Genomic DNA, 17,419 nt, shown 5'->3' on the forward strand with positions numbered 1-17,419 from the left:
CCCGAGCAACTGACAGCGGGCTACATTCAACTCAGCCGAGAACCTGGGGGCTTGACGTGAGCGGACAACCCAATACCCGACTCGCAGACCTGTTCGGCCTGGCCGGCTGGTCCAAGGGAGAGCTCGCGAGGCTGGTCAACCGGCAGGCGGCGGCCATGGGCCACCCCCAGCTGGCGACCGACACCTCACGGGTACGGCGGTGGATCGACATGGGAGAGATCCCGCGCGATCCCGTGCCACGGGTGCTGGCAGCACTGTTCACCGAGCGTCTCGGCCGTGTCGTGACCATCGAGGACCTCGGTCTGGTCCGGCACGGGCGTACGGGGAAACGGCAGGGCGGCGGGAGTGTGGAACATCCCGACGGTGTGCCGTGGGCGCCCGAACGGACTGCCGCGGTCCTCACCGAATTCACGGGAATGGACCTCATGCTCAACCGACGCGGCTTGGTGGGTGCGGGCGTCGCGCTCACCGCGGGATCCGCACTCAGCAGCGCCATGCACGACTGGCTGCACACCGATCCGGCCCTCGCGGCCGACGCCCCCGACCTCGACGACCCCCTGCACGCCGACCCTGCTGGGTTCGACCGTTACGAGGCCGCCCCCATCGGGTCGCAGGAGATCGAGGAACTGGAGCGCTCGGTCGAGGTGTTCCGGGCCTGGGACGCGGCCCGTGGCGGCGGGCTGCAACGCAAGGCTGTCGTGGGACAGCTCAACGAGGTGGGAGGCATGCTCTCCTACCGCCACCCCGAACATCTCCAGCGGCGCCTGTGGGGCGTCGCCGCCAACCTCGCCGTCCTCGCCGGCTGGATGTCGCACGACATCGGCCTCGAACCCACCGCCCAGAAGTACTTCATCATCGCCGCCCACGCCGCCCGGGAGGGTGGTGACCGGCCCCGCGCCGGCGAGGCCCTCTCCCGGGCGGCCCGACAACTGGTGCACCTCGGCAAGCCCGACGAGGCGCTCGACCTGATGAAACTCGCCCAGTCCGGATCCGGCGACCAGGTCCTGCCGCGCACCAAGGCCATGCTCCACACGGTGGAGGCCTGGGCGCAGGCCTCCCTGGGCAAGGGCCAGGCCATGCGCCGCACCCTGGGCCAGGCCGAGGACCTGTTCGTCTCCGACCGTGGGGACGTACCGCCGCCGAGCTGGATGCAGATGTTCAACGAGGCGGATCTGTACGGCATGCAGGCCCTGGCCTACCGCACCCTCGCGGAGCATGAACCGGCCGCGGCCCAGCACGCCCGGCACTACGCGGAGAAGGCGCTGGACCTCAGGACGAACGCCCAGGGGAGGTCGCAGATCTTCGACTACCTGTCGATGGCCTCGGCCTGCTTCATCGGCGACGACCCGGAACAGGCCAGCGGGTACGCGCGGCTGGCGCTGGCGTCGATGGGCTCCAACTCCTCTCACCGCACCTGGGACCGGCTGCGTGAGATGTACCGGCTCACCGGTCAGTACTCCAGCTATCCGAAGATCCAGGATCTGCGGGAGGAGATCAAGCTCGCCCTGCCCAAGCCCCAGTCGAAGGCCCCGCTGCCGAAGAACAGCGGCGACATCGCGTCGGCGTGACCGCGCGGGGGCCCGCTCCCCAGGAGCTGACCAGCCTCAGGAGCTGACCCGGGCGACGAGTACGCACGCGTCGTCCGTACGCTCCCTCTCGCCGAACTCCTCCACCACTGCCCGTACGCATTCCTGCGCCGTCCGCGCCTCGCCGAACCGCGGGGCCAGGTCCAGCAGCCGCTGGACGGCTGCCTCTCCTCCGCGCCGGGGGACCAGCCCGTCGGTGTGCAGGAGCAGCAGATCGCCCCGTTCGAGGGTCACTTCGGCCTGCCCGTAGACGGCACCCGAGGTCGCTCCGAGCAGGACGCCGTCCGGCGCGGGCAGTACGCGCCCCGTCCCGCCGCGGAACAGCAGCGGGGCGGGGTGCCCGGCCTGCGCCCAGAGAAGGGTGCGGGTCGCCGGCCGGTAGCGGCAGCAGACGGCACTGCCGAGCGCCGGCTGCACCGTGGCGTCGAGTAACTGGTTGAGGCAGGCCATCAGCCGACCCGGATCGGTGCCCGACATCGCCATGCCGCGCAGCGCGCCGATCAGCATCGCCATGTCCGAGGTGACGGTGACGCCGTGCCCGGTGAGGTCACCGACACTCAACAGGCTCTCGCCGCCCGGAAGTTCGAGGGCGTCGTACCAGTCGCCGCCGATCAGCGCGCTGGTCGAGCAGGGCAGGTAGTGGGCGGCCAGGTCCAGCCGTGCGGGGCCCTGCTGCGGGAGCCGCAGAGGGCCGCGCCACGGCGGCAGCACGGCCTCCTGCAGCTCGACCGCGAGCCGGTGCTCGGTCTGCGCGATGTGCCGCTCACGGTGCAGCGAGTCACGGGTCTCGCTCACCGCCCGCTGGCTGCGCCGCAGTTCGCTGACGTCCCGCAGGACGGCCCACATGGAGGCCGTGCCGCCGTCGTCGTCGAGCACGGGCTCGCCCATCATGTGCACGGTGCGCACCCCGCCGTCGGGCAGCACGACGCGGAACTCCCCGTCGATGCGTTTCGCGTCGATGAGGCAGTCCGTGACCATCGCCGTCAGGTGCGGACGGTCCTCGTCGAGGACCAGCGACGGCAGTTCGTCCAGGGTGAGCGGCGGGGCGGCGGGGTCGCGGCCGAGGATCTGGAACAGCTCGCCGGACCAGCTCGCCTCGTCCGTCAGCAGGTTCCACTCGGCGCTGCCGACCCGGCTGAGCAGTGACTCGCGTCGGGGAGCCGGTGGCGGCGCGACCGGGATGCCGGCCGTGGCCGTGGCCGCGGGGGCGGGGGCGGGCGGCGGTGCCGGACCGTCCCGCAGCTGGGCCAAGTGGTCGTCCAGATCGCTCAGTTGATGCAGGGCCAGGTCGTAGAGCGCCCGCTGCCAGCGGATCTCGGGATCGGCCTCGTCGGCGGGGGCGTCGGGTCGTACGGCGTCCACATCGCCCCGCAGCCGTCGCGTCTGCGAGATGAGCGCGTCGACCTGGCCGCGTCGGGGCGGCTGGGCGGCGGGACGATCCGCAGAGAGAGGGGACGGCATCACGTACTCCGATGGGGGACGGTACGACCAACGCTGACGTAAGGGCCGATTACGACTCTGGCACAGCCCCCGACGCGCTGTAAGGGATTTGGCAAGACACGATGCGGTGGTGCTTCCGGCATATGCCACCGTCCTCGCGGTCGGGGTCGCCCACCGCGGGCCGATGTGTGTCCCGAGGGTTCAAGTCGTAGGAATCGTACGTGACTTGACGGGCCGTCGACCGCATTCACCTGTCTTTCATTCCCTTGTTCGAGGGGCATATGTGCGAGCGCCCTCGCGGGTCGGTGAGTGACATGGGTCACAGCGGTACATCCAGGAGGCCGCGCCCTGCGAAACCTCTCGGCAGGAAGAGCTTCATCCGAAACGGAGACCGTTCATGACCGTCACGCTGGAACAGCCCGCCCGCGCGCTCCTCGTCACCGACGAGGACCGGGAGGTCCCGGTGCCCGCGAGCCTGCGCTATTCCTCCGACGATCCGCTGGCCGTGCACCTCGACTTCCCGGCCGACATCTCGCTGAGCGGTTCCATGGTGACCTGGACCTTCTCCCGAGGGCTGCTGGAGGAGGGCGTGCGCGCCCCCGCGGGCGCCGGCGACGTGCACATCCGGCCCAGCGGCCGCCTCCGCACGGTGGTGGAGCTGCACTCCCCGTACGGCATGGCCCTGCTCCGGTTCGAGAAGGCGGCGCTCCAGCGCTTCCTGCTGCGCAGCTACGCCGTCGTCGCCGCCGGGAGCGAGGAGGTGGGCCCCGCGCTCGACCGGGGCCTGACGTCCCTCCTGCGGGGTGTCTGACCTCCCGACCGCGACGCGGGTGCGGGGCCGGGGCGGGGCTCAGTAGCGCAGGACGCCCGCGATGCCTTGGGCGTCGCCGAGCATGCCGTCGGGGACGAAACGGACCTCGGCGCCGGTGTCCAGGCACCGCTCGACGATCTCGTCCACGATGTCCTCGCGGACGTCGAGGTCGCCGCTCTCGGCCGGCACGAGATGCCCGCCGCCGTCACCGTCCGCGCGGACGGCCGTCCGGAAGTTCTCCTCGACGGCCAGCAGCTGGATCCGGCCCTGCTGGGCGTTCTGCCGGACCTCGTCGACGCCCGCGGCGAACGTCTTGTGACCGCGCGCCGCTTCGAGCCTGCGGGCCACGGTGTCGGCGTTCCTGCGGTCCTCGGCGGCGACCACGGGCCGGACCGCCTGCCACACGGACTCCGGGGTGCCGTGCGCGAGACCGCCGTGCGGGACGTGGGCGGCGTCCCTGGTGACCGTGCCGATCTCGTCCAGCAGGGACAGCGCCGCCGTCTCGCCGGTGACGTACAGGGGGCGCTGCCGGGTGCGCAGCACCCGGGCGAGCGCGGTGTCGGCGTCGCGCAGGAAGTGCCGGGTGTCCTCGTCGCGGAAGGCGGACGGCAGGTCGCCGATCCGTTCCTGGCGCTCGGCGTCGAAGTTGTCGCGGTCCCTGGTCATCGGGAACCCGCCGACGCGCGCCTCGGTGACGCGGTCGCCGCCCCCGCTCCACAGGGTGACCCGGTCGGGGGAGACCGCGAGCACCCAGAACGGCCGCTCGGCGGCCTGCGCGGCCACCAGGTTGCGGGTGAGGAAGGTGTCCGAGAGGACCACGCGCTCCGGCACCGGGCGGGCCAGCGACCAGACCTGGTGCTCACCGGGCGCGGCGAAGATCGCGAGGCCGTCCTCGGCGTGCGCCAGGTCCACCTCGGCCAGCGCCTGGTCCAGCTGTTCGACGACGTCGTGGCGCCGCTCCCGGCTGACGGCGGGGTCGTGCTCCAGCCGTCTCTTCGCCTCGGCCACGACATTGCGCAGCCGGACCGGGTCCTGGCTGTTCTCGGGCTCCCGGCGGTGGGTCGGCGTCAGTACCGAGACCGCGGGGTAGGGCCGCGGACGGCGCAGTTCGATGAGGGTCGCGGGGCTGAGGGCATGCTCCATTCCTTCACGATAGGACTGATTCACGTATCGGGCATTTGGGGTACCGGGCCGCCTGGTGCGGGCCTCCGCGCGGGACGGCCTGGGCCGCGGAAGAGCCCGCCGGCGCGCACCGGTGAGGGTGCGCGCCGACGGGCTCGGCGGAGCGGCGGCTGCCGTCGGGGTCAGCCGACTTCCTTCTTCAGCGCCTTGTCGGCGGCGGCCTTGGACGGCTTCCACCAGGTCGTCACCGGCTCCCAGACCTTGACCTTCTTGGTGGCGCCCAACTGCTTCAGGGTGAACGTGCGGCCGTAGAGGTTGGGGTTGGCCGACACCGTGACGGTGCCGACGCGACGTGCCTCGGGGTCCTTGAGGTCGGCGATCGTGCGGACCGCGGCGTACACCGTCTTCCCCGCGCCGACCTTGTACGGGCCGCTCTCGCCCGACGGCACCGGCTGGGCCGCCCCGTCGAGGTCGCCGAAGGTGACGATGGGGAGGCGGTCGATCGTGCAGGCGCGAGTGCCGGTGTTCTTGACGCTGATGTGCACGATCCGCGTGTCCTTCGCCTGCTTGGCCCCCAGCTTGAGGACCTTCGACTTGCAGACCGGGGCCTTCGCGGCGGGCTGGGCGGCGAGCCCCTGGGGGGCGGCGGTGAGCAGGAGCGCGGCACCGGCGGTGGCCACGGTGGAGACGGTGAGCAAGGAACGGATACGCATCGGTGGAATCCCCCAGTTTCAGTCACATACGGGTACGGCACGCGCAAACGTGACGTCTGCCCAGTGTGACGACCGAGATGCGTCCGGGGTTGTACCGGATGTGCCCGTGTTGCACGCCCGATGCTCAATCGTCGACTCCGCATGAACTTCCGTCGTCGGGCAGCGTCCCGAAGAGCAGGAAGTCGTCGACCTTCTCGTGCACGCACTTCGACGACCCGTACCCGGTGTGCCCCTTGCCCTTGTTGTCGAGGACGACCGCCGAGGAGCCGAGCCGCTTCGCCGTCTCCACGGTCCAGCGGTACGGGGTGGCCGGGTCGCCCCGGGTGCCCACGAGCAGCATCTTCGGGGTGTCGACGTCCCGCACCTCGTCGCGGATGAAGTCGGTGCCCGCGGGGCGGCCGTAGCACATCAGCACCTGGGTGAGCCGGTACCGGCCGAACACGGGGGAGGCGTCCTCGTAGGCGGCGCGCAGGTCCGCCAGATTGTCGGTGATCTTCTTGGCGGTGGGCCGGTCGGGGTCGTCGGCGCAGTTGATCGCCATGAGCGCGGCGGGCAGGTTGTCCAGCGGGATCTCCTCGATGTCGACCAGATCCTCGTGCGGGGTCGCGCTGCCGGACGGGGTGGGGTCGACGGGTTCGTGCGGGCGGGCCGGAGCCGTGGCACGGTACGGGATGCGGTGCGGGGCGCGGTACGGCGTGGCCGGTGGGGCGAAGCCGCCGCCGGTGAGCGCCATGACGCCTCGGGTGTCCCCGTCGTGGACGAGCATGTTGAGCGCCTGTGTGAGCATCGGCCACAGCTGTTCGCTGTAGAGGGCGTGGCCGATGGCGCCCACCAGGTCCTGGCCCGTGAAGTCCTGCCCGAAGTCCGACGGCACGGGGTGCTCGTCCAGCGAGTCGACCAGCGCCACGACCTGCTCACGGGCCGAACGGGAGTCCTGCCCGAACGGGCACGTCAGCTCCTCGGTACAGGCGTCGAGGTAGTTCTCCAGCGCGGTCTGCTGACCCTGGGCGGCCACCAGGTTCTGCTCGGTCAGCGGCTCGGTCAGGGTGTCCACCCCGTCGAGCGCCATCCGGCCGACCTTCCCGGGGAACTGCGCGGCGTACACCGCGCCCAGCCGGGTGCCGTAGGAGAAGCCGAGGTAGTTGAGCTTCTTGTCGCCGAGGGCGGCGCGCATCACGTCCAGGTCGCGGGCGGCGTCGAGGGTGCCTATGTGCGGCAGGACCGGGCCGGAGTTCTCCCGGCACTCGGCCGCCGCCCGCCGCAGCCGGTCGAGCGCGAGCTTCGGGTCGTCGGTGTCCTCGCCGCCGTCGGTCGCCTCCAGGGCCTCGTCGGTGCCCTCGCCGCAGCTGACCGGGGAGGAACGGCCCACCCCGCGCGGATCGAAGGTGACGACGTCGTAGCCCTTGGTGAGGTCCATGAAGTCCTCACCGCCGTAAGCGAGTTCGGGCACTCCAGGGCCGCCGGGGCCACCGAAGTTCAGCAGCAGCGAGCCGCGGGAGTCGCCGGTGGCCCGGTAGCGGGCCAGCGCCAGGTCGAGGGTGCCGGCCCCGGGCCGGGAGTAGTCGAGCGGCACCGTGACCTTGCCGCAGCGCAGATCACGGGGCATCTCCACGCCCTCGCACTTCGACCAGTTGATCTTCTGGTCGTAGAAGCGGCTCAGGTCGGCCCGGCCGTCGTCCTGTTCGTCGTCGGCGCCCGCCGTCAGCGCGGGGAGTCCGGCGCCCAGCAGGGCGAGCACCGTGACCGCGGCTCCGGTGAGAGGGCGCCGTCTGTGCGTGGACCGCATACGTGCCTCCAGGGAAGCCCGGCCAGGGCGACCGGGGACGACCCCCGGAACACCTTAGGCGGCCACCCGGGGCCACGCCTCCCGGCGGGCGGGGTGCCCGGAAGTGCCGTAACCTGCGGCGCTCCCGGGGCGTGGAGCCACGGACCGTGGGTGGCCCGTACGCGTGAACCCGGCCGTCGGACCGGCCCGACGCCCCGCGAGATCGGCTGTTTCCGGCGTCGCGGACGTGATCGGGATTCGGCGAGGATGCTGCGGGGCGCGGCCGACCACCGTGCCCGCGGCCGCTCGGCGGCCGCGCACTCGCGACCTCAGCGAAGGAGCGCACAGATGACCTCTTGGGGCCATCAGGACCTCGTCGTCACCCGGGCCACGCTCGACGACTGGGCGGTGGTCGCCCGATGGGCGGGGGACGAGGGCTGGAACCCGGGTCTGTCGGACCCGGCGTGCTTCTTCGCGCAGGACCCCGAGGGCTTCTTCATCGGCCGGCTCGACGGGGAACCGGTCTCCTCCGTCTCCGTCGTCACCTACGGCGACGACTACGCCTTCCTCGGCTTCTACCTGGTCCGGCCGGACCAGCGCGGCCGGGGCCACGGTCTCGCCACCTGGAAGACCGCGCTCGCCCACGCGGGCGAGCGCACCGTGGGCCTCGACGGCGTGGTCGCGCAGCAGGACAACTACCGGCAGTCCGGCTTCGCGCCTGCCCACCGCACCTTCCGGTACTCGGGCGTGGTGCCGGAGACCGACGTGGCCGCCGATGTCCGGCCCGTCGACGACGCCGGGCTCCTCGCGGCGTACGACAGGGCCTGCCACCCGGCCGACCGCCCCCGCTTCCTGGAGCACTGGCTGACCGCCGACGGGCACCGCGCCCTCGCGCGGATCGTCGACGGGCGCCTCACCGGCTACGGCGTGCTCCGGCCGGGCCGGGACGCCCTGCGCATCGGTCCGCTGTTCGCCGACACCGCGGCCGACGCCCGTGCGCTGCTCGCGGGACTGGCCGCCGAGGCGGCGGGCCGTGAGGTGGCCGTCGACGTGCCGGAGCCGAACACGGCGGCCGTGGCGCTGGTCGAGGAGTACGGGCTGACGCCCTCCTTCGAGACGGCCCGCATGTACACCGGCCCGATCCGGCCGTACGCGGCGGAGCGCGTCTTCGGGGTCACGACTCTGGAGCTCGGCTAGGGCCTGTCGTCACCTCGGGCGCCTTCCGGAAGGCCCACTCCATGCGCGGCTCGACGACACAGCGCAGCGCGGCCCGTACGGGGGAGGTGCACAGCAGGGTGATGCCGCCGATCGCCACGGCGGTGACCGCGAGTTCCCCGAGCGGGGTGTGCAGCCACTCGACGGCGTACCAGTCCCGGAAGCGCGCCCACTTGATCACGAAGCCGTGCAGCAGGTAGCCGTACATCGTGCCCGCGCCCAGCGTCGTGAACCACAGCTGCCGGCGTGGCACCCAGGCCAGGAAACAGGCCGTCAGCAGCACCGCCAGACAGAACAGGGCGGGCGTGGTCAGCAGGCCCGCCCAGCGGGTCACGCCCTGGCCGGTGACGCTGCCCCGGTGGTAGAACCAGCCCGCGTCGAACCACGGGGCCACCCGGTAGGCCACCACCAGTGCCCCGAGAGCGACCGGCAGCAGCCACAGGCGTACCCGGCGGGTGCGCAGCCGTTCGAAGTGCTCGGCGCGCAGGGTCAGTCCCAGGACGAAGAACGGCAGGAAGCCCAGCACCCGCTGGATGGAGACGTCGCCGCCGAGGTCCGGAGAGACCGCCGCCAGCATTGCCAGCCCCAGCGCGACCGGCAGCGGGTGACGCAGCATCAGCCACAGGGGCGTGGTCAGCCGCCAGATGAAGAGCGCGACGAGGAACCACATCACGTACCAGGGGTCCAGCAGGCTCAGCGGATAGCCCCAGTCGTCCTGCGCCCACCGGTAGAAGAACGTGTACGCCGTCTCGAACACGACGTACGGCAGCGCCACCCCCGTCAGCAGCCGCTTCAGCCGGCCGGGCGCCATGTCGAAACTCCGCGAGAAGTACCCGGAGACGAGGGCGAAGGCCGGCATGTGGAACGCGTAGACCGTCAGGTACGCCGCCGTCACGGTCCGGCTGCCGTACGTCAGCGGCTCCCACGCGTGCCCGCAGGCCACCAGGACGATGGTGAGGTACTTCGCGTTGTCGAAGTACGGGTCCCGCGAGGTCCGCCTCGCCCGGGGCCGCTCCCCGTCGGGCGGGGCGGCGGGGGTGGGGCGGGTGTGCTGCACCACGTCTTCGGGCATCGGTGGGAAGTCTCCGGACGACGACGACTGAACCCGGACCGCCTGCCCCGTCACCCCGGTCCCATGCGTCCTCGACGGCGTCCCCGACGCATGTGGCGCGGAACCGCCGCCGCGGCTCCCGCATCCGCCCCGACGGCCCCCCGATCCGCCCCGCCGGCTCCGGACTCCGGCACCGCCCTCGCTCGGCGCCGGGGTACGGCCGTGACGCTCCGGGCGGTGGGAAAGCGGTTGAATTCCGTTGCCAGGGTGAACGACTGATGATGGAGTGAGCACCATGGATCACGCTGCTGTGCTGGCACTGTTCGACCGGGACATGCGAGAGGGCGCCCGCCCCGACGGGCCCGGAGCCCGGGTCGAGCGCGTGGGCGGGGTGGTGCGCCAGGTCGGTTCCGAGCAGGGCTGGAGCGGTGTCGTCTGGTCCGACCTGGACGAGGCGGGCGTGGACGCGGCGATCACCGAACAGATCCGGTACTTCTCCGGGCTCGGACGCGACTTCGAGTGGAAGCTGTACGGCCACGATCTCCCCGTCGACCTGGGCCACCGGCTGCGCGCGGCCGGTTTCACGGCCGCCCCGGAGGAGACGCTGATGGTCGCCGAGGTCGCCGACCTGACGCTCGACGTCGAGCCGCCCGAGGGTGTCCGGATCCTGCCGGTCACCGACCGTGCGGGCGTGGACCTGGTGGCCGACGTCCACGAGAAGGCCTTCGGCACCGACAGCTCCCGGATGCGCCACCAGCTGCTGGCCCAGCTCACCGGCGACACCGAGACGGTCGTGGCCGTCGTGGCGCTCGCCGGGGACGTACCGGTGAGCGCCGCCCGGATGGAGCTGTTGCCCGGCGCCCGCTTCGCCGGACTGTGGGGCGGCGGCACCGTCGAGAGCTGGCGCGGCCGGGGCGTCTACCGGGCGCTGGTCGCTCACCGCGCCCGTGTCGCCGCGGACCGCGGCTACCGCTACGTCCAGGTCGACGCGCTGGCCCGCAGCCGCCCGATCCTGGCCCGCCTGGGGTTCGAGCCGCTCACGACGACCACGCCGTACGAGTACGCGGTGGGGAGCGTGGCGGCGGCCTGACCGCGGGTCACAGGTCGAGCTGGTACTCGATCGCCGTGTGCGTGGGCCGGTAGCCGAGCACGTCGTTGACCCGGCGCATGGGGAGGTTCTCCTCGGCGGTGTCGGTGAGCAGGGCCAGGTCCGGGGCCACGCCGTGGGCGTGGCGGATCGCCGCCGCCTTCATCCGCAGCCCCAGGCCGTGTCCCCGGTGCTCGGGCAGCACGGCTGTGCCGTAGTGCTGTCCTTCGCCCGTGCCGTCGCCCGGCAGGACCAGCTCCGAGAAGCCGACGACCGTGCCGCTCGTCGTGTGCACGGCGGCCACGGTGTGCAGTGTGTCGCCGCGCTTCGCGATCGCCTCGGCGGCCGCCACGACCCGCTCGACGTCCCAGACGACCGTGCCGTAGTCGGTGTCGCCCATCGGCATGTCGTCCATCGCGCGGCGCGAGGCGGCGTAGGTGCGGGCGAGTTCGGGCGGTACCACGCCCGTCCAGTGGGTCAAGTGGTAGCCCGGGCACGGCTGTTCGAGGATCCGGGTGACGTGGTCGGGGTCGACGGCGGCGAGGTCGAGCCGGGCGTGCGCCAGCGACAGCACCCGGCGGAAGCCGCGTGCCGCGAGGAACACGTCGCCGGGGGAGTCCCGCTCGGCCTGGGCGATGACGGCGCGGCGCCGCTCGTCCCGCGCGGCGGCGATCGCCGCGTCGAGCAGCGCGGTGCCGACGCCACGCCGCCGCTCGGCCGGGTGCACGGAGAGGTCCAGCTCCGCGAGATGGGTCTGCCCCTCCCTGGTGAACAGCCGCAGGAAGGCGGTTCCGAGGGGGCTGCCGTCCTCCCCGGACGCCAGCCAGGCAAGCCGGCGGCCGGCCGGGGTCACGGCGGGGTCGGTGAGGTGGGTGAGGCGAGGCGGCAACGGGGCTCCGGGGACGGTCGACGGGAGGACGGCGGCGCCCGGCGACGCTAGTCGCCGGGCGCGATCACCCGCAACGGGATTCCGGAGGCGCGTGGGCGCCCGCCGTCGCTCCCGGGCCGCTCAGCGGCGGGCCCTGCTGCGGTCCAGTGCCACGATGCCCAGGGCCGCGAGGGCGATCTGTATGAGCCATTCGATCCAGTCCAGGCCGCCGGTGTCGGCCACGCCGATCCCTGCGGCGATGGCGCTGCCGATCAGCGCGGCGACGATGCCCACGAGGATCGTCAGCAGGATGCCGATGCGCTGCCGGCCCGGTACGACGAGCCGGCCGAGCACGCCTATGACAATGCCGATGATGATGGCACTGATGATGCCGTCGATCTCCATCTGAACTCCGCCCCTTGTCGTCGGGATCCCTGCAAGCGAGCGAGTGCCCTTCGAACGCGAGTGCAGTCCGTTTCCGTTTCACCTTCTTCACGAGCCCGCCGGCTTCGCCGAGCCGAGGCTCGGATGCGTCTCCTGGTGCAGGGCCCGGCGGATCACCGATGCCGGGTCGCCCTCGTGGTACGGGCGTTCCGAGGGTTCGATGCCGTCCAGGAACTCCTGGTAGCGCACGGCGTACGCGAGGTGGGCCAGTGGCTCGGCCAGGGTGAGCGCCCGGGCGGGGTCGCTCGTCGGGGCGTGGGTCCGCCAGGCGTCGACCCAGACCCGGACGGCCGTGGACCGGAGCGCCTCGGGGAGGAAGTCGTACAGGCGCAGACAGTCCAGGACGGGGTCGCCCCAGTGGGCGTCGGCGAAGTCCACGACGACGGGCGGTCCGCCGTCGCTGCGCCAGTTGCCCGGATGGAAGTCGGCGTGCACCAGGGTGTCGGGGAGTCCGCACCGCGCGAGCAGGTCCCAGCGGCCCGCCAACTCGCGCGCCCTGTCCCGCTCCTGTGCGGTGAGGTCCAGGTCGGCGCGGTCGAGGAGGTCCCGCACCAGCCCGCCCAGGACCGGGGCCCGCCGGTCCGGCAGGGCGGGTGGCCGCCGGCCGGCCAGGGCGGCCTGCGCGGCGACCATCCGGCGTACCCCCGACTCGACCGTCGCGGCGTCGGCCGCCCAGCAGTCCTCGCCGGGGATGTGCTCCAGCAGCATCCGTCCCTCACCGGCGGCGAGAACGGTCGGGACGAGTCCCGGGTCCACCCGGGCGAACGCGGCGATGACGGCGGCCTCGTCGGTGGCGAAGCGCGGGGTCGCCTTGAGCCAGACCGGTCCTCGCCCGGTGGGCAGCCTGAACAGTCCCGCCAGGTTCCAGGTCCGCCGCTGCTCGACCGGGCCCGTCACCGGCCGCCCCAGCGCGGCCAGGGTCCTCGACGCCCAGTCGAGCAGTTCCCGCAGTCCGTCGGCGCGTGCCCAGGGGGAGCGGCGGGGGTGGTCGGTGTCCCACGACTCCCGCCGCGCGGTGTGCCGCTCCAGCTTCCCGGGGCCGGGATGCCGCGACGCCTCCACGTGGTACGTCACGTGCCCGTCGCGTCCGCTCTCGCCCCCGTCGACCTCCAGCAGCCGCACCACGTGGAGGGGCACCCCGAGTGCGCGCTCCAGCCGCTCCACGACGGGTGCGACCTCGGCCCACCAGGGGACGTCGACGGGGTACGGGCCGGTGACACCGAGGAAGTCCGCACCCGAGGTCACCCATGCGCTGAAGGTTCGACTCACGGCGACAGTGTGCGGCGGTCCTCCGGCGTTGACATGCAGGTAATCACCTGCATAACGTGGAGTGTGAGATCAGAGAGCGGCCCGGGAGTGGACAGGGTCTTCAAGGCGCTGGCCGACGGGACCCGCAGAGAGCTGCTGGACCGGCTGCACGAGCACAGCGGGCAGACACTGGGCGAGTTGTGCGCGCGGATCGACATGGCGCGGCAGTCGGTGACGCAGCACCTGGCCGTCCTGGAGGCCGCCAACCTGGTCAGCACGGTGCGGCGGGGGCGGGAGAAGCTGCACTACCTCAATCCGGTCCCGCTCCACGAGATGCAGGAGCGGTGGATCGACAAGTTCGAGCGCCCCCGGCTGAGAGCGCTCGGTGCCGTGCGACGACGAGCCGAGGAAGCCATGACCGACAAGCCCGCATTCGTGTACGTCACCTACATCGCGAGCACACCCGAGAAGGTCTGGGAAGCGCTGACCAGCGCCGATCTGACCGCCGACTACTGGGGCCACCGCAACGAGTCGGACTGGCGGGAGGGCTCGCGCTGGGCCCATGTCCGCATCGACGGCTCCGGCGTCGAGGACGTCGTCGGCACGGTCGTGGTGAGCGAACCCCCGACCCGGCTGGTCACCACCTGGGCCTCGCCGGAGAACGAGGGCAGGGAGGAGACCTGGTCACGGGTCACCTTCGACATCGAGCCGCACGCCGACATCGTCCGGCTCACCGTGACCCATGAGGACCTGGAGGACGAGGGGGCGCTCGCCGAGGTGTCCTTCGGCTGGCCCGCGGTGCTCTCCAACCTCAAGTCGCTGCTGGAGACCGGACGGGTCCTGCCGCAGGAGCCCTGGGGGGTGCCGCGCGGCGGCGACGGCCGGTCCGCCTGAGCGGGACCGGCCGCCGTTACCCCTCGCGGGCGTTCCTGGTCACACCTACGGTGTGAGGCCCCCACGGGTGCCGCCCTTGGCCGCGGCGCCGGCGCAGATCACGCCCAGCACCAGGGCCAGGCAGCCGATGATGATGTTGTTGACCACGACACCGGCGTCCGGGCTGTCGCCCACGATCCACGGCGCGATGATCATCCACGCGCCCAGTGCGCACATGGCCCAGCTCAGGCCGTACATCCTCGCCGGTGCGGCGGTGAAGCCGAGGGCCAGCAGACCGATCGCGATGCCCACGATGAGGTTGTGGGTCACCAGCGCGGGCTGGCTCGTCGTGTAGTGGAGTATCCACGGGGACACGGCGCAGTACAGACCGAGCAGGAACACCGGTCCATCCACGAGCGCCACGTCGCGACCACCAAGCATGCGGGCGTACCGGGCCTGCATTTCGGGTGCGTCGGGGTGACTGGAGATATCACTCCTGTGAGAGACGTTGGCCATGAGTCGACTCCTTTGAACTCCGCAGGCCTGACCGCGTCCGGTGGGGTTTGCGGTAAGTGCCGCTTACGTTCATTCTGCGCTTATTTTGTCTTTATGTGTAGGGGCTGGAGCGGAGCCGGCACCGGCGCTGGACCCCACGGGACGTGACGGTGGTCGAGACGATGTGTCGGCTCACCGCCGCGGGGGTGCCACCGGCGGAGGCGGCCCGCGCGGCCAGGGAAGGGACCGGAGGCCGGATCCCGGAGAGCGGCCCCGAAGCCCCCCGGCCACCGGACGGGGAACGGCCCCGGCCGTCACGCGCACCCGGCCCGCCCGCCCCGGAGGACGTCCGCAGGGAGTGCCGGGGCCTCGCCCGCGCCGCCGTACGCCTCGACGCCCCGGCAGTGGAGGACCGGCTGGCGGGGGCCGTCGAGCGGTACGGGATCATCACCGCCTGGCAGGAGGTGATGGCGCCGACCCTGCACGCGGTGGGCCGTAAGTGGGCCTCGTCCGGGGACCGCTACGTCGAGGTCGAGCACCTGCTGTCCTGGCACGTCTCGACCATCCTCCGCCGTCACACCCGGCCGCCCGCGCCCGGCCACGACACCACCGCACCCGGTCCCGTCGTCCTCGCCTGTGTGCCCGGCGAGCAGCACACCCTTCCGCTGGAGGCTCTCCACGCGGCCCTCGGTGAACTCGGCCTGCCCACACGGATGTTCGGCGCGGCCGTGCCCGCCGAGGCGCTCACCGCGGCGGTCGACCGGCTCGGCCCGGCCGCCGTCGTCCTGTGGGCCCAGGCCCGCTCCACGGCGAGCCTGCCCCTCGCCCGCCATCTCGCCGCCGTGCGCTGGGGCGTCAGGGGCGCCCGCCGGCAGCCGCTCGTCCTGCTCGGTGGCCCCGGCTGGCACGGACACCCCGCGCCCGGCACCGTCCGGCCGTCCTCGCTGGCCGACGCGGTGGAGCTGCTCTCGGGACCCTACGGACGCGCGGAGCGGCCGGACCCGCATTCCTCGCACACCGGCCGGGCCGATGCGGAACCTCAGGACTCGCGCCCCCGCAGGAACCGTTCCCGTCCCTCCGCCAACTCCACGATCGGCTCCGGATAGTCCAGCGCGGCACGGTCCAGCCCGCGCAGCTTCCACGGCTCGTGCACCGCCGGACCCGCGACGTCCGCCAACTCCGGTACCCAGCGCCGTACGTACGCGCCCTCCGGGTCGTACCGCTTCGCCTGGGTGACCGGGTTGAGGATCCGGTTGGGCCGGGTGTCGGTGCCGGTGCCCGCCACCCACTGCCAGTTGAGCTGGTTGTTGGCCACGTCGCCGTCGACGAGGAGGTCCAGGAAGTACCGGGCGCCCACACGCCAGTCGACGTACAGGGTCTTGGTCAGGAAGCTCGCGGTCAGCAGCCGGCCGCGATTGTGCATCCAGCCCTCGTGGCGCAGCTGGCGCATGGCCGCGTCGACCACCGGATAGCCGGTGCGGCCCTCCCGCCACGCCTCGACCTCGTCCGGGGCGGAGCGCCAACGGTCGTGCCGGGCGCGGTAGTCCACGGATGCTGCCGCCGGCCGCACGGCCAGCACCTGACGGTTGAAGTCCCGCCACGCGAGCTGCCGTACGAACGCCTCCGCGCCCGGACCGCCCGCCCGGCGCGCCACATGGACCAGCTCGACGGGGGAGAGGGTGCCGAAGTGCAGATGCGGCGAGAGCCGTGAGGTCGCGTCGCCCGCCAGGTCGTCGTGCCGCTCCTCGTACGCCTCGATACCGGACCGCAGCCACGCGGTGAGCCGTGCGCGGCCCTCCGTCTCACCGCCGGCCGCCAGCGCCGGCGACAGCCCGGACAGCCCGTCCCGCGAGGGCGGCTCCTCCGAGCCGATCCCGTCCGGCACCCGTACCGTCCGCGGAGCGGCCAGCGCGTCCCGCAGCCGCTGCCGGGACCAGTGGCCGAAGTACGGCGTGAACACCGAGAAGTGGTCCGACGAGGCCGGTGTCACCGTGCCGGGATCCACTGCCGTCGTCACCGTCTCGTGCACGTGCAGCCGTACGCCCTCGGCCTCCAGGGCGCGCCGCAGCCGCTCCTCGCGGCGCTGGGCGTACGCGCCGGCGTCGGCCGCCAGATGCACCTCGTCGGCGTCCGCCTCGGCGGCCACCTTGCACACCTCCGCGACGACGTCGCCGGAGCGCACCACCAGCCGGCCACCCCGCTCGCGCAGCCCCGCGTCGAGGTCGCGCAGACAGTCCGCGAGGAACGCGAGCCGGTTGGGCACGGCGAACCCGGCCGCCGCGACGGCCCGGTCACGTACGAACAGCGGGACCACCTGCCGCGATCCTTCGAGCGCCGCGCACAGCGGCGGATGGTCGTGCAGCCGAAGGTCGGAGGTGAACAGGACGACCGAGACGTTCATGGACGGACTCCGGGGAGGGGGAGACGGATCAGGTGCTCACGGACATCACTTCCTCCGGCAGGGCGCTCCCGGATGCGCCCGGGGCGCATCACCGCGCGTTCGGGTGGGGGCGGCGCCTCCGGGGCGCCGACCGACCTGCACGCCTTCGCCGTGGCGCCGCGCCGGATGGACGACGAGATCAGCCGCCTGGTGCACGCCTTCGCGGGCGACCACGCACTGCACGCGACGGCGGCGGCGACAGTGCCGCGACCGTCGCGCTCGGGCTGCTGGCCCTGCCGCGGCGTGCTGCTCCCGGGCCGT

The 17,419-nt window shown here is 72.7% G+C and carries 15 protein-coding genes and 1 pseudogene; 6 read left to right on the forward strand and 10 right to left on the reverse strand.

Features of this window, described 5'->3' with window-relative positions; translation table 11 throughout:
- Positions 1 to 56: 56 nt before the first annotated feature.
- A complete protein-coding gene (locus ACZ52C_RS31290) occupies positions 57 to 1,568 on the forward strand; it encodes a DNA-binding protein NsdB (protein ID WP_469077895.1) in 1,512 nt (503 codons plus the stop codon).
- Between the two features lie 36 nt (positions 1,569 to 1,604).
- Here the strand turns inward: ACZ52C_RS31290 and ACZ52C_RS31295 are convergent, their stop codons facing one another.
- The gene (locus ACZ52C_RS31295; protein ID WP_469077896.1) at positions 1,605 to 3,047 is read right to left on the reverse strand and encodes a PP2C family protein-serine/threonine phosphatase; all 1,443 of its coding nucleotides are present in this window, start codon (positions 3,045 to 3,047) and stop codon (positions 1,605 to 1,607) included.
- 376 nt (positions 3,048 to 3,423) lie between these two features.
- On the opposite strand from ACZ52C_RS31295, the gene ACZ52C_RS31300 reads away from it, so the two are divergent.
- On the forward strand, positions 3,424 to 3,837 hold the full coding sequence (locus ACZ52C_RS31300; RefSeq protein ID WP_469077897.1) for an SsgA family sporulation/cell division regulator: 414 nt from the start codon (positions 3,424 to 3,426) through the stop codon (positions 3,835 to 3,837).
- Positions 3,838 to 3,876: 39 nt separating this feature from the next.
- On the opposite strand, the gene ACZ52C_RS31305 is transcribed toward ACZ52C_RS31300, so the two are convergent.
- The 3 genes from ACZ52C_RS31305 to ACZ52C_RS31315 form a co-directional block, all read right to left on the reverse strand.
- Positions 3,877 to 4,980 (reverse strand): baeRF3 domain-containing protein, encoded by a 1,104-nt coding sequence (locus ACZ52C_RS31305; RefSeq protein WP_469077898.1) that lies wholly within the window; start codon positions 4,978 to 4,980, stop codon positions 3,877 to 3,879.
- A 161-nt stretch (positions 4,981 to 5,141) separates the two neighbouring features.
- Positions 5,142 to 5,672 carry a DUF4232 domain-containing protein gene (locus ACZ52C_RS31310; protein WP_469077899.1) on the reverse strand — a complete coding sequence of 177 codons (531 nt, stop codon included), beginning with the start codon at positions 5,670 to 5,672 and terminating at the stop codon, positions 5,142 to 5,144.
- 124 nt (positions 5,673 to 5,796) lie between these two features.
- On the reverse strand, positions 5,797 to 7,458 hold the full coding sequence (locus ACZ52C_RS31315) for an alpha/beta hydrolase (RefSeq protein WP_469077900.1): 1,662 nt from the start codon (positions 7,456 to 7,458) through the stop codon (positions 5,797 to 5,799).
- Between the two features lie 327 nt (positions 7,459 to 7,785).
- Here ACZ52C_RS31315 and ACZ52C_RS31320 point away from each other — a divergent pair, with 327 nt between their 5' ends.
- Positions 7,786 to 8,634 (forward strand): GNAT family N-acetyltransferase, encoded by an 849-nt coding sequence (locus tag ACZ52C_RS31320; RefSeq protein WP_469077901.1) that lies wholly within the window; start codon positions 7,786 to 7,788, stop codon positions 8,632 to 8,634.
- Here ACZ52C_RS31320 and ACZ52C_RS31325 read toward each other — a convergent pair.
- Entirely contained in the window at positions 8,612 to 9,724 is a 1,113-nt protein-coding gene (locus ACZ52C_RS31325) for an acyltransferase family protein (RefSeq protein ID WP_469077902.1), read from the reverse strand. The two genes, ACZ52C_RS31320 and ACZ52C_RS31325, sit on opposite strands and share 23 nt — an antisense overlap.
- A gap of 274 nt (positions 9,725 to 9,998) precedes the next feature.
- Here ACZ52C_RS31325 and ACZ52C_RS31330 point away from each other — a divergent pair, with 274 nt between their 5' ends.
- Complete coding sequence (locus ACZ52C_RS31330; RefSeq protein WP_469077903.1) at positions 9,999 to 10,793, forward strand: GNAT family N-acetyltransferase; 795 nt, start codon at positions 9,999 to 10,001, stop codon at positions 10,791 to 10,793.
- 7 nt (positions 10,794 to 10,800) lie between these two features.
- On the opposite strand, the gene ACZ52C_RS31335 is transcribed toward ACZ52C_RS31330, so the two are convergent.
- From ACZ52C_RS31335 to ACZ52C_RS31345, 3 genes are all read right to left on the reverse strand, one after another.
- Entirely contained in the window at positions 10,801 to 11,679 is an 879-nt protein-coding gene (locus ACZ52C_RS31335) for a GNAT family N-acetyltransferase (RefSeq protein WP_469077904.1), read from the reverse strand.
- Between the two features lie 120 nt (positions 11,680 to 11,799).
- Positions 11,800 to 12,063: a GlsB/YeaQ/YmgE family stress response membrane protein gene (locus ACZ52C_RS31340; RefSeq protein ID WP_469077905.1), complete on the reverse strand. Its 264-nt coding sequence runs from the start codon at positions 12,061 to 12,063 to the stop codon at positions 11,800 to 11,802.
- A gap of 87 nt (positions 12,064 to 12,150) precedes the next feature.
- Positions 12,151 to 13,371, reverse strand: a complete 1,221-nt coding sequence (locus ACZ52C_RS31345) for an aminoglycoside phosphotransferase family protein (RefSeq protein ID WP_469077906.1) — start codon at positions 13,369 to 13,371, stop codon at positions 12,151 to 12,153.
- Positions 13,372 to 13,458: 87 nt separating this feature from the next.
- On the opposite strand from ACZ52C_RS31345, the gene ACZ52C_RS31350 reads away from it, so the two are divergent.
- Positions 13,459 to 14,244 carry an ArsR/SmtB family transcription factor gene (locus ACZ52C_RS31350; protein WP_469078012.1) on the forward strand — a complete coding sequence of 262 codons (786 nt, stop codon included), beginning with the start codon at positions 13,459 to 13,461 and terminating at the stop codon, positions 14,242 to 14,244.
- A gap of 45 nt (positions 14,245 to 14,289) precedes the next feature.
- On the opposite strand, the gene ACZ52C_RS31355 is transcribed toward ACZ52C_RS31350, so the two are convergent.
- Complete coding sequence (locus ACZ52C_RS31355) at positions 14,290 to 14,739, reverse strand: SPW repeat protein (protein WP_469077907.1); 450 nt, start codon at positions 14,737 to 14,739, stop codon at positions 14,290 to 14,292.
- Between the two features lie 116 nt (positions 14,740 to 14,855).
- Between ACZ52C_RS31355 and ACZ52C_RS31360 the strand changes: the two are divergent.
- Positions 14,856 to 15,824, forward strand: a pseudogene (locus tag ACZ52C_RS31360) (cobalamin B12-binding domain-containing protein); the annotation flags it as partial.
- On the opposite strand, the gene ACZ52C_RS31365 reads toward ACZ52C_RS31360, so the two are convergent.
- The gene (locus ACZ52C_RS31365) at positions 15,758 to 17,119 is read right to left on the reverse strand and encodes a cryptochrome/photolyase family protein (protein ID WP_469077908.1); all 1,362 of its coding nucleotides are present in this window, start codon (positions 17,117 to 17,119) and stop codon (positions 15,758 to 15,760) included. The pseudogene ACZ52C_RS31360 and the gene ACZ52C_RS31365 overlap by 67 nt on opposite strands.
- Positions 17,120 to 17,419 lie beyond the last annotated feature (300 nt).

The sequence above is a fragment of the Streptomyces sp. NPDC034049 genome (assembly GCF_055575575.1).

Bases quoted from the DNA above. Each gene is read 5' to 3' on its own strand.
- ACZ52C_RS31310 (WP_469077899.1), bottom strand. From the start codon at position 5,672: ATGCGTATCCGTTCCTTGCTCACCGTCTCCACCGTGGCCACCGCCGGT.
- ACZ52C_RS31315 (WP_469077900.1), bottom strand. From the start codon at position 7,458: ATGCGGTCCACGCACAGACGGCGCCCTCTCACCGGAGCCGCGGTCACG.
- ACZ52C_RS31340 (WP_469077905.1), bottom strand. From the start codon at position 12,063: ATGGAGATCGACGGCATCATCAGTGCCATCATCATCGGCATTGTCATA.
- ACZ52C_RS31305 (WP_469077898.1), bottom strand. From the start codon at position 4,980: ATGGAGCATGCCCTCAGCCCCGCGACCCTCATCGAACTGCGCCGTCCG.
- ACZ52C_RS31325 (WP_469077902.1), bottom strand. From the start codon at position 9,724: ATGCCCGAAGACGTGGTGCAGCACACCCGCCCCACCCCCGCCGCCCCG.
- ACZ52C_RS31355 (WP_469077907.1), bottom strand. From the start codon at position 14,739: ATGGCCAACGTCTCTCACAGGAGTGATATCTCCAGTCACCCCGACGCA.
- ACZ52C_RS31330 (WP_469077903.1), top strand. From the start codon at position 9,999: ATGGATCACGCTGCTGTGCTGGCACTGTTCGACCGGGACATGCGAGAG.
- ACZ52C_RS31320 (WP_469077901.1), top strand. From the start codon at position 7,786: ATGACCTCTTGGGGCCATCAGGACCTCGTCGTCACCCGGGCCACGCTC.
- ACZ52C_RS31365 (WP_469077908.1), bottom strand. From the start codon at position 17,119: ATGAACGTCTCGGTCGTCCTGTTCACCTCCGACCTTCGGCTGCACGAC.
- ACZ52C_RS31295 (WP_469077896.1), bottom strand. From the start codon at position 3,047: ATGCCGTCCCCTCTCTCTGCGGATCGTCCCGCCGCCCAGCCGCCCCGA.
- ACZ52C_RS31300 (WP_469077897.1), top strand. From the start codon at position 3,424: ATGACCGTCACGCTGGAACAGCCCGCCCGCGCGCTCCTCGTCACCGAC.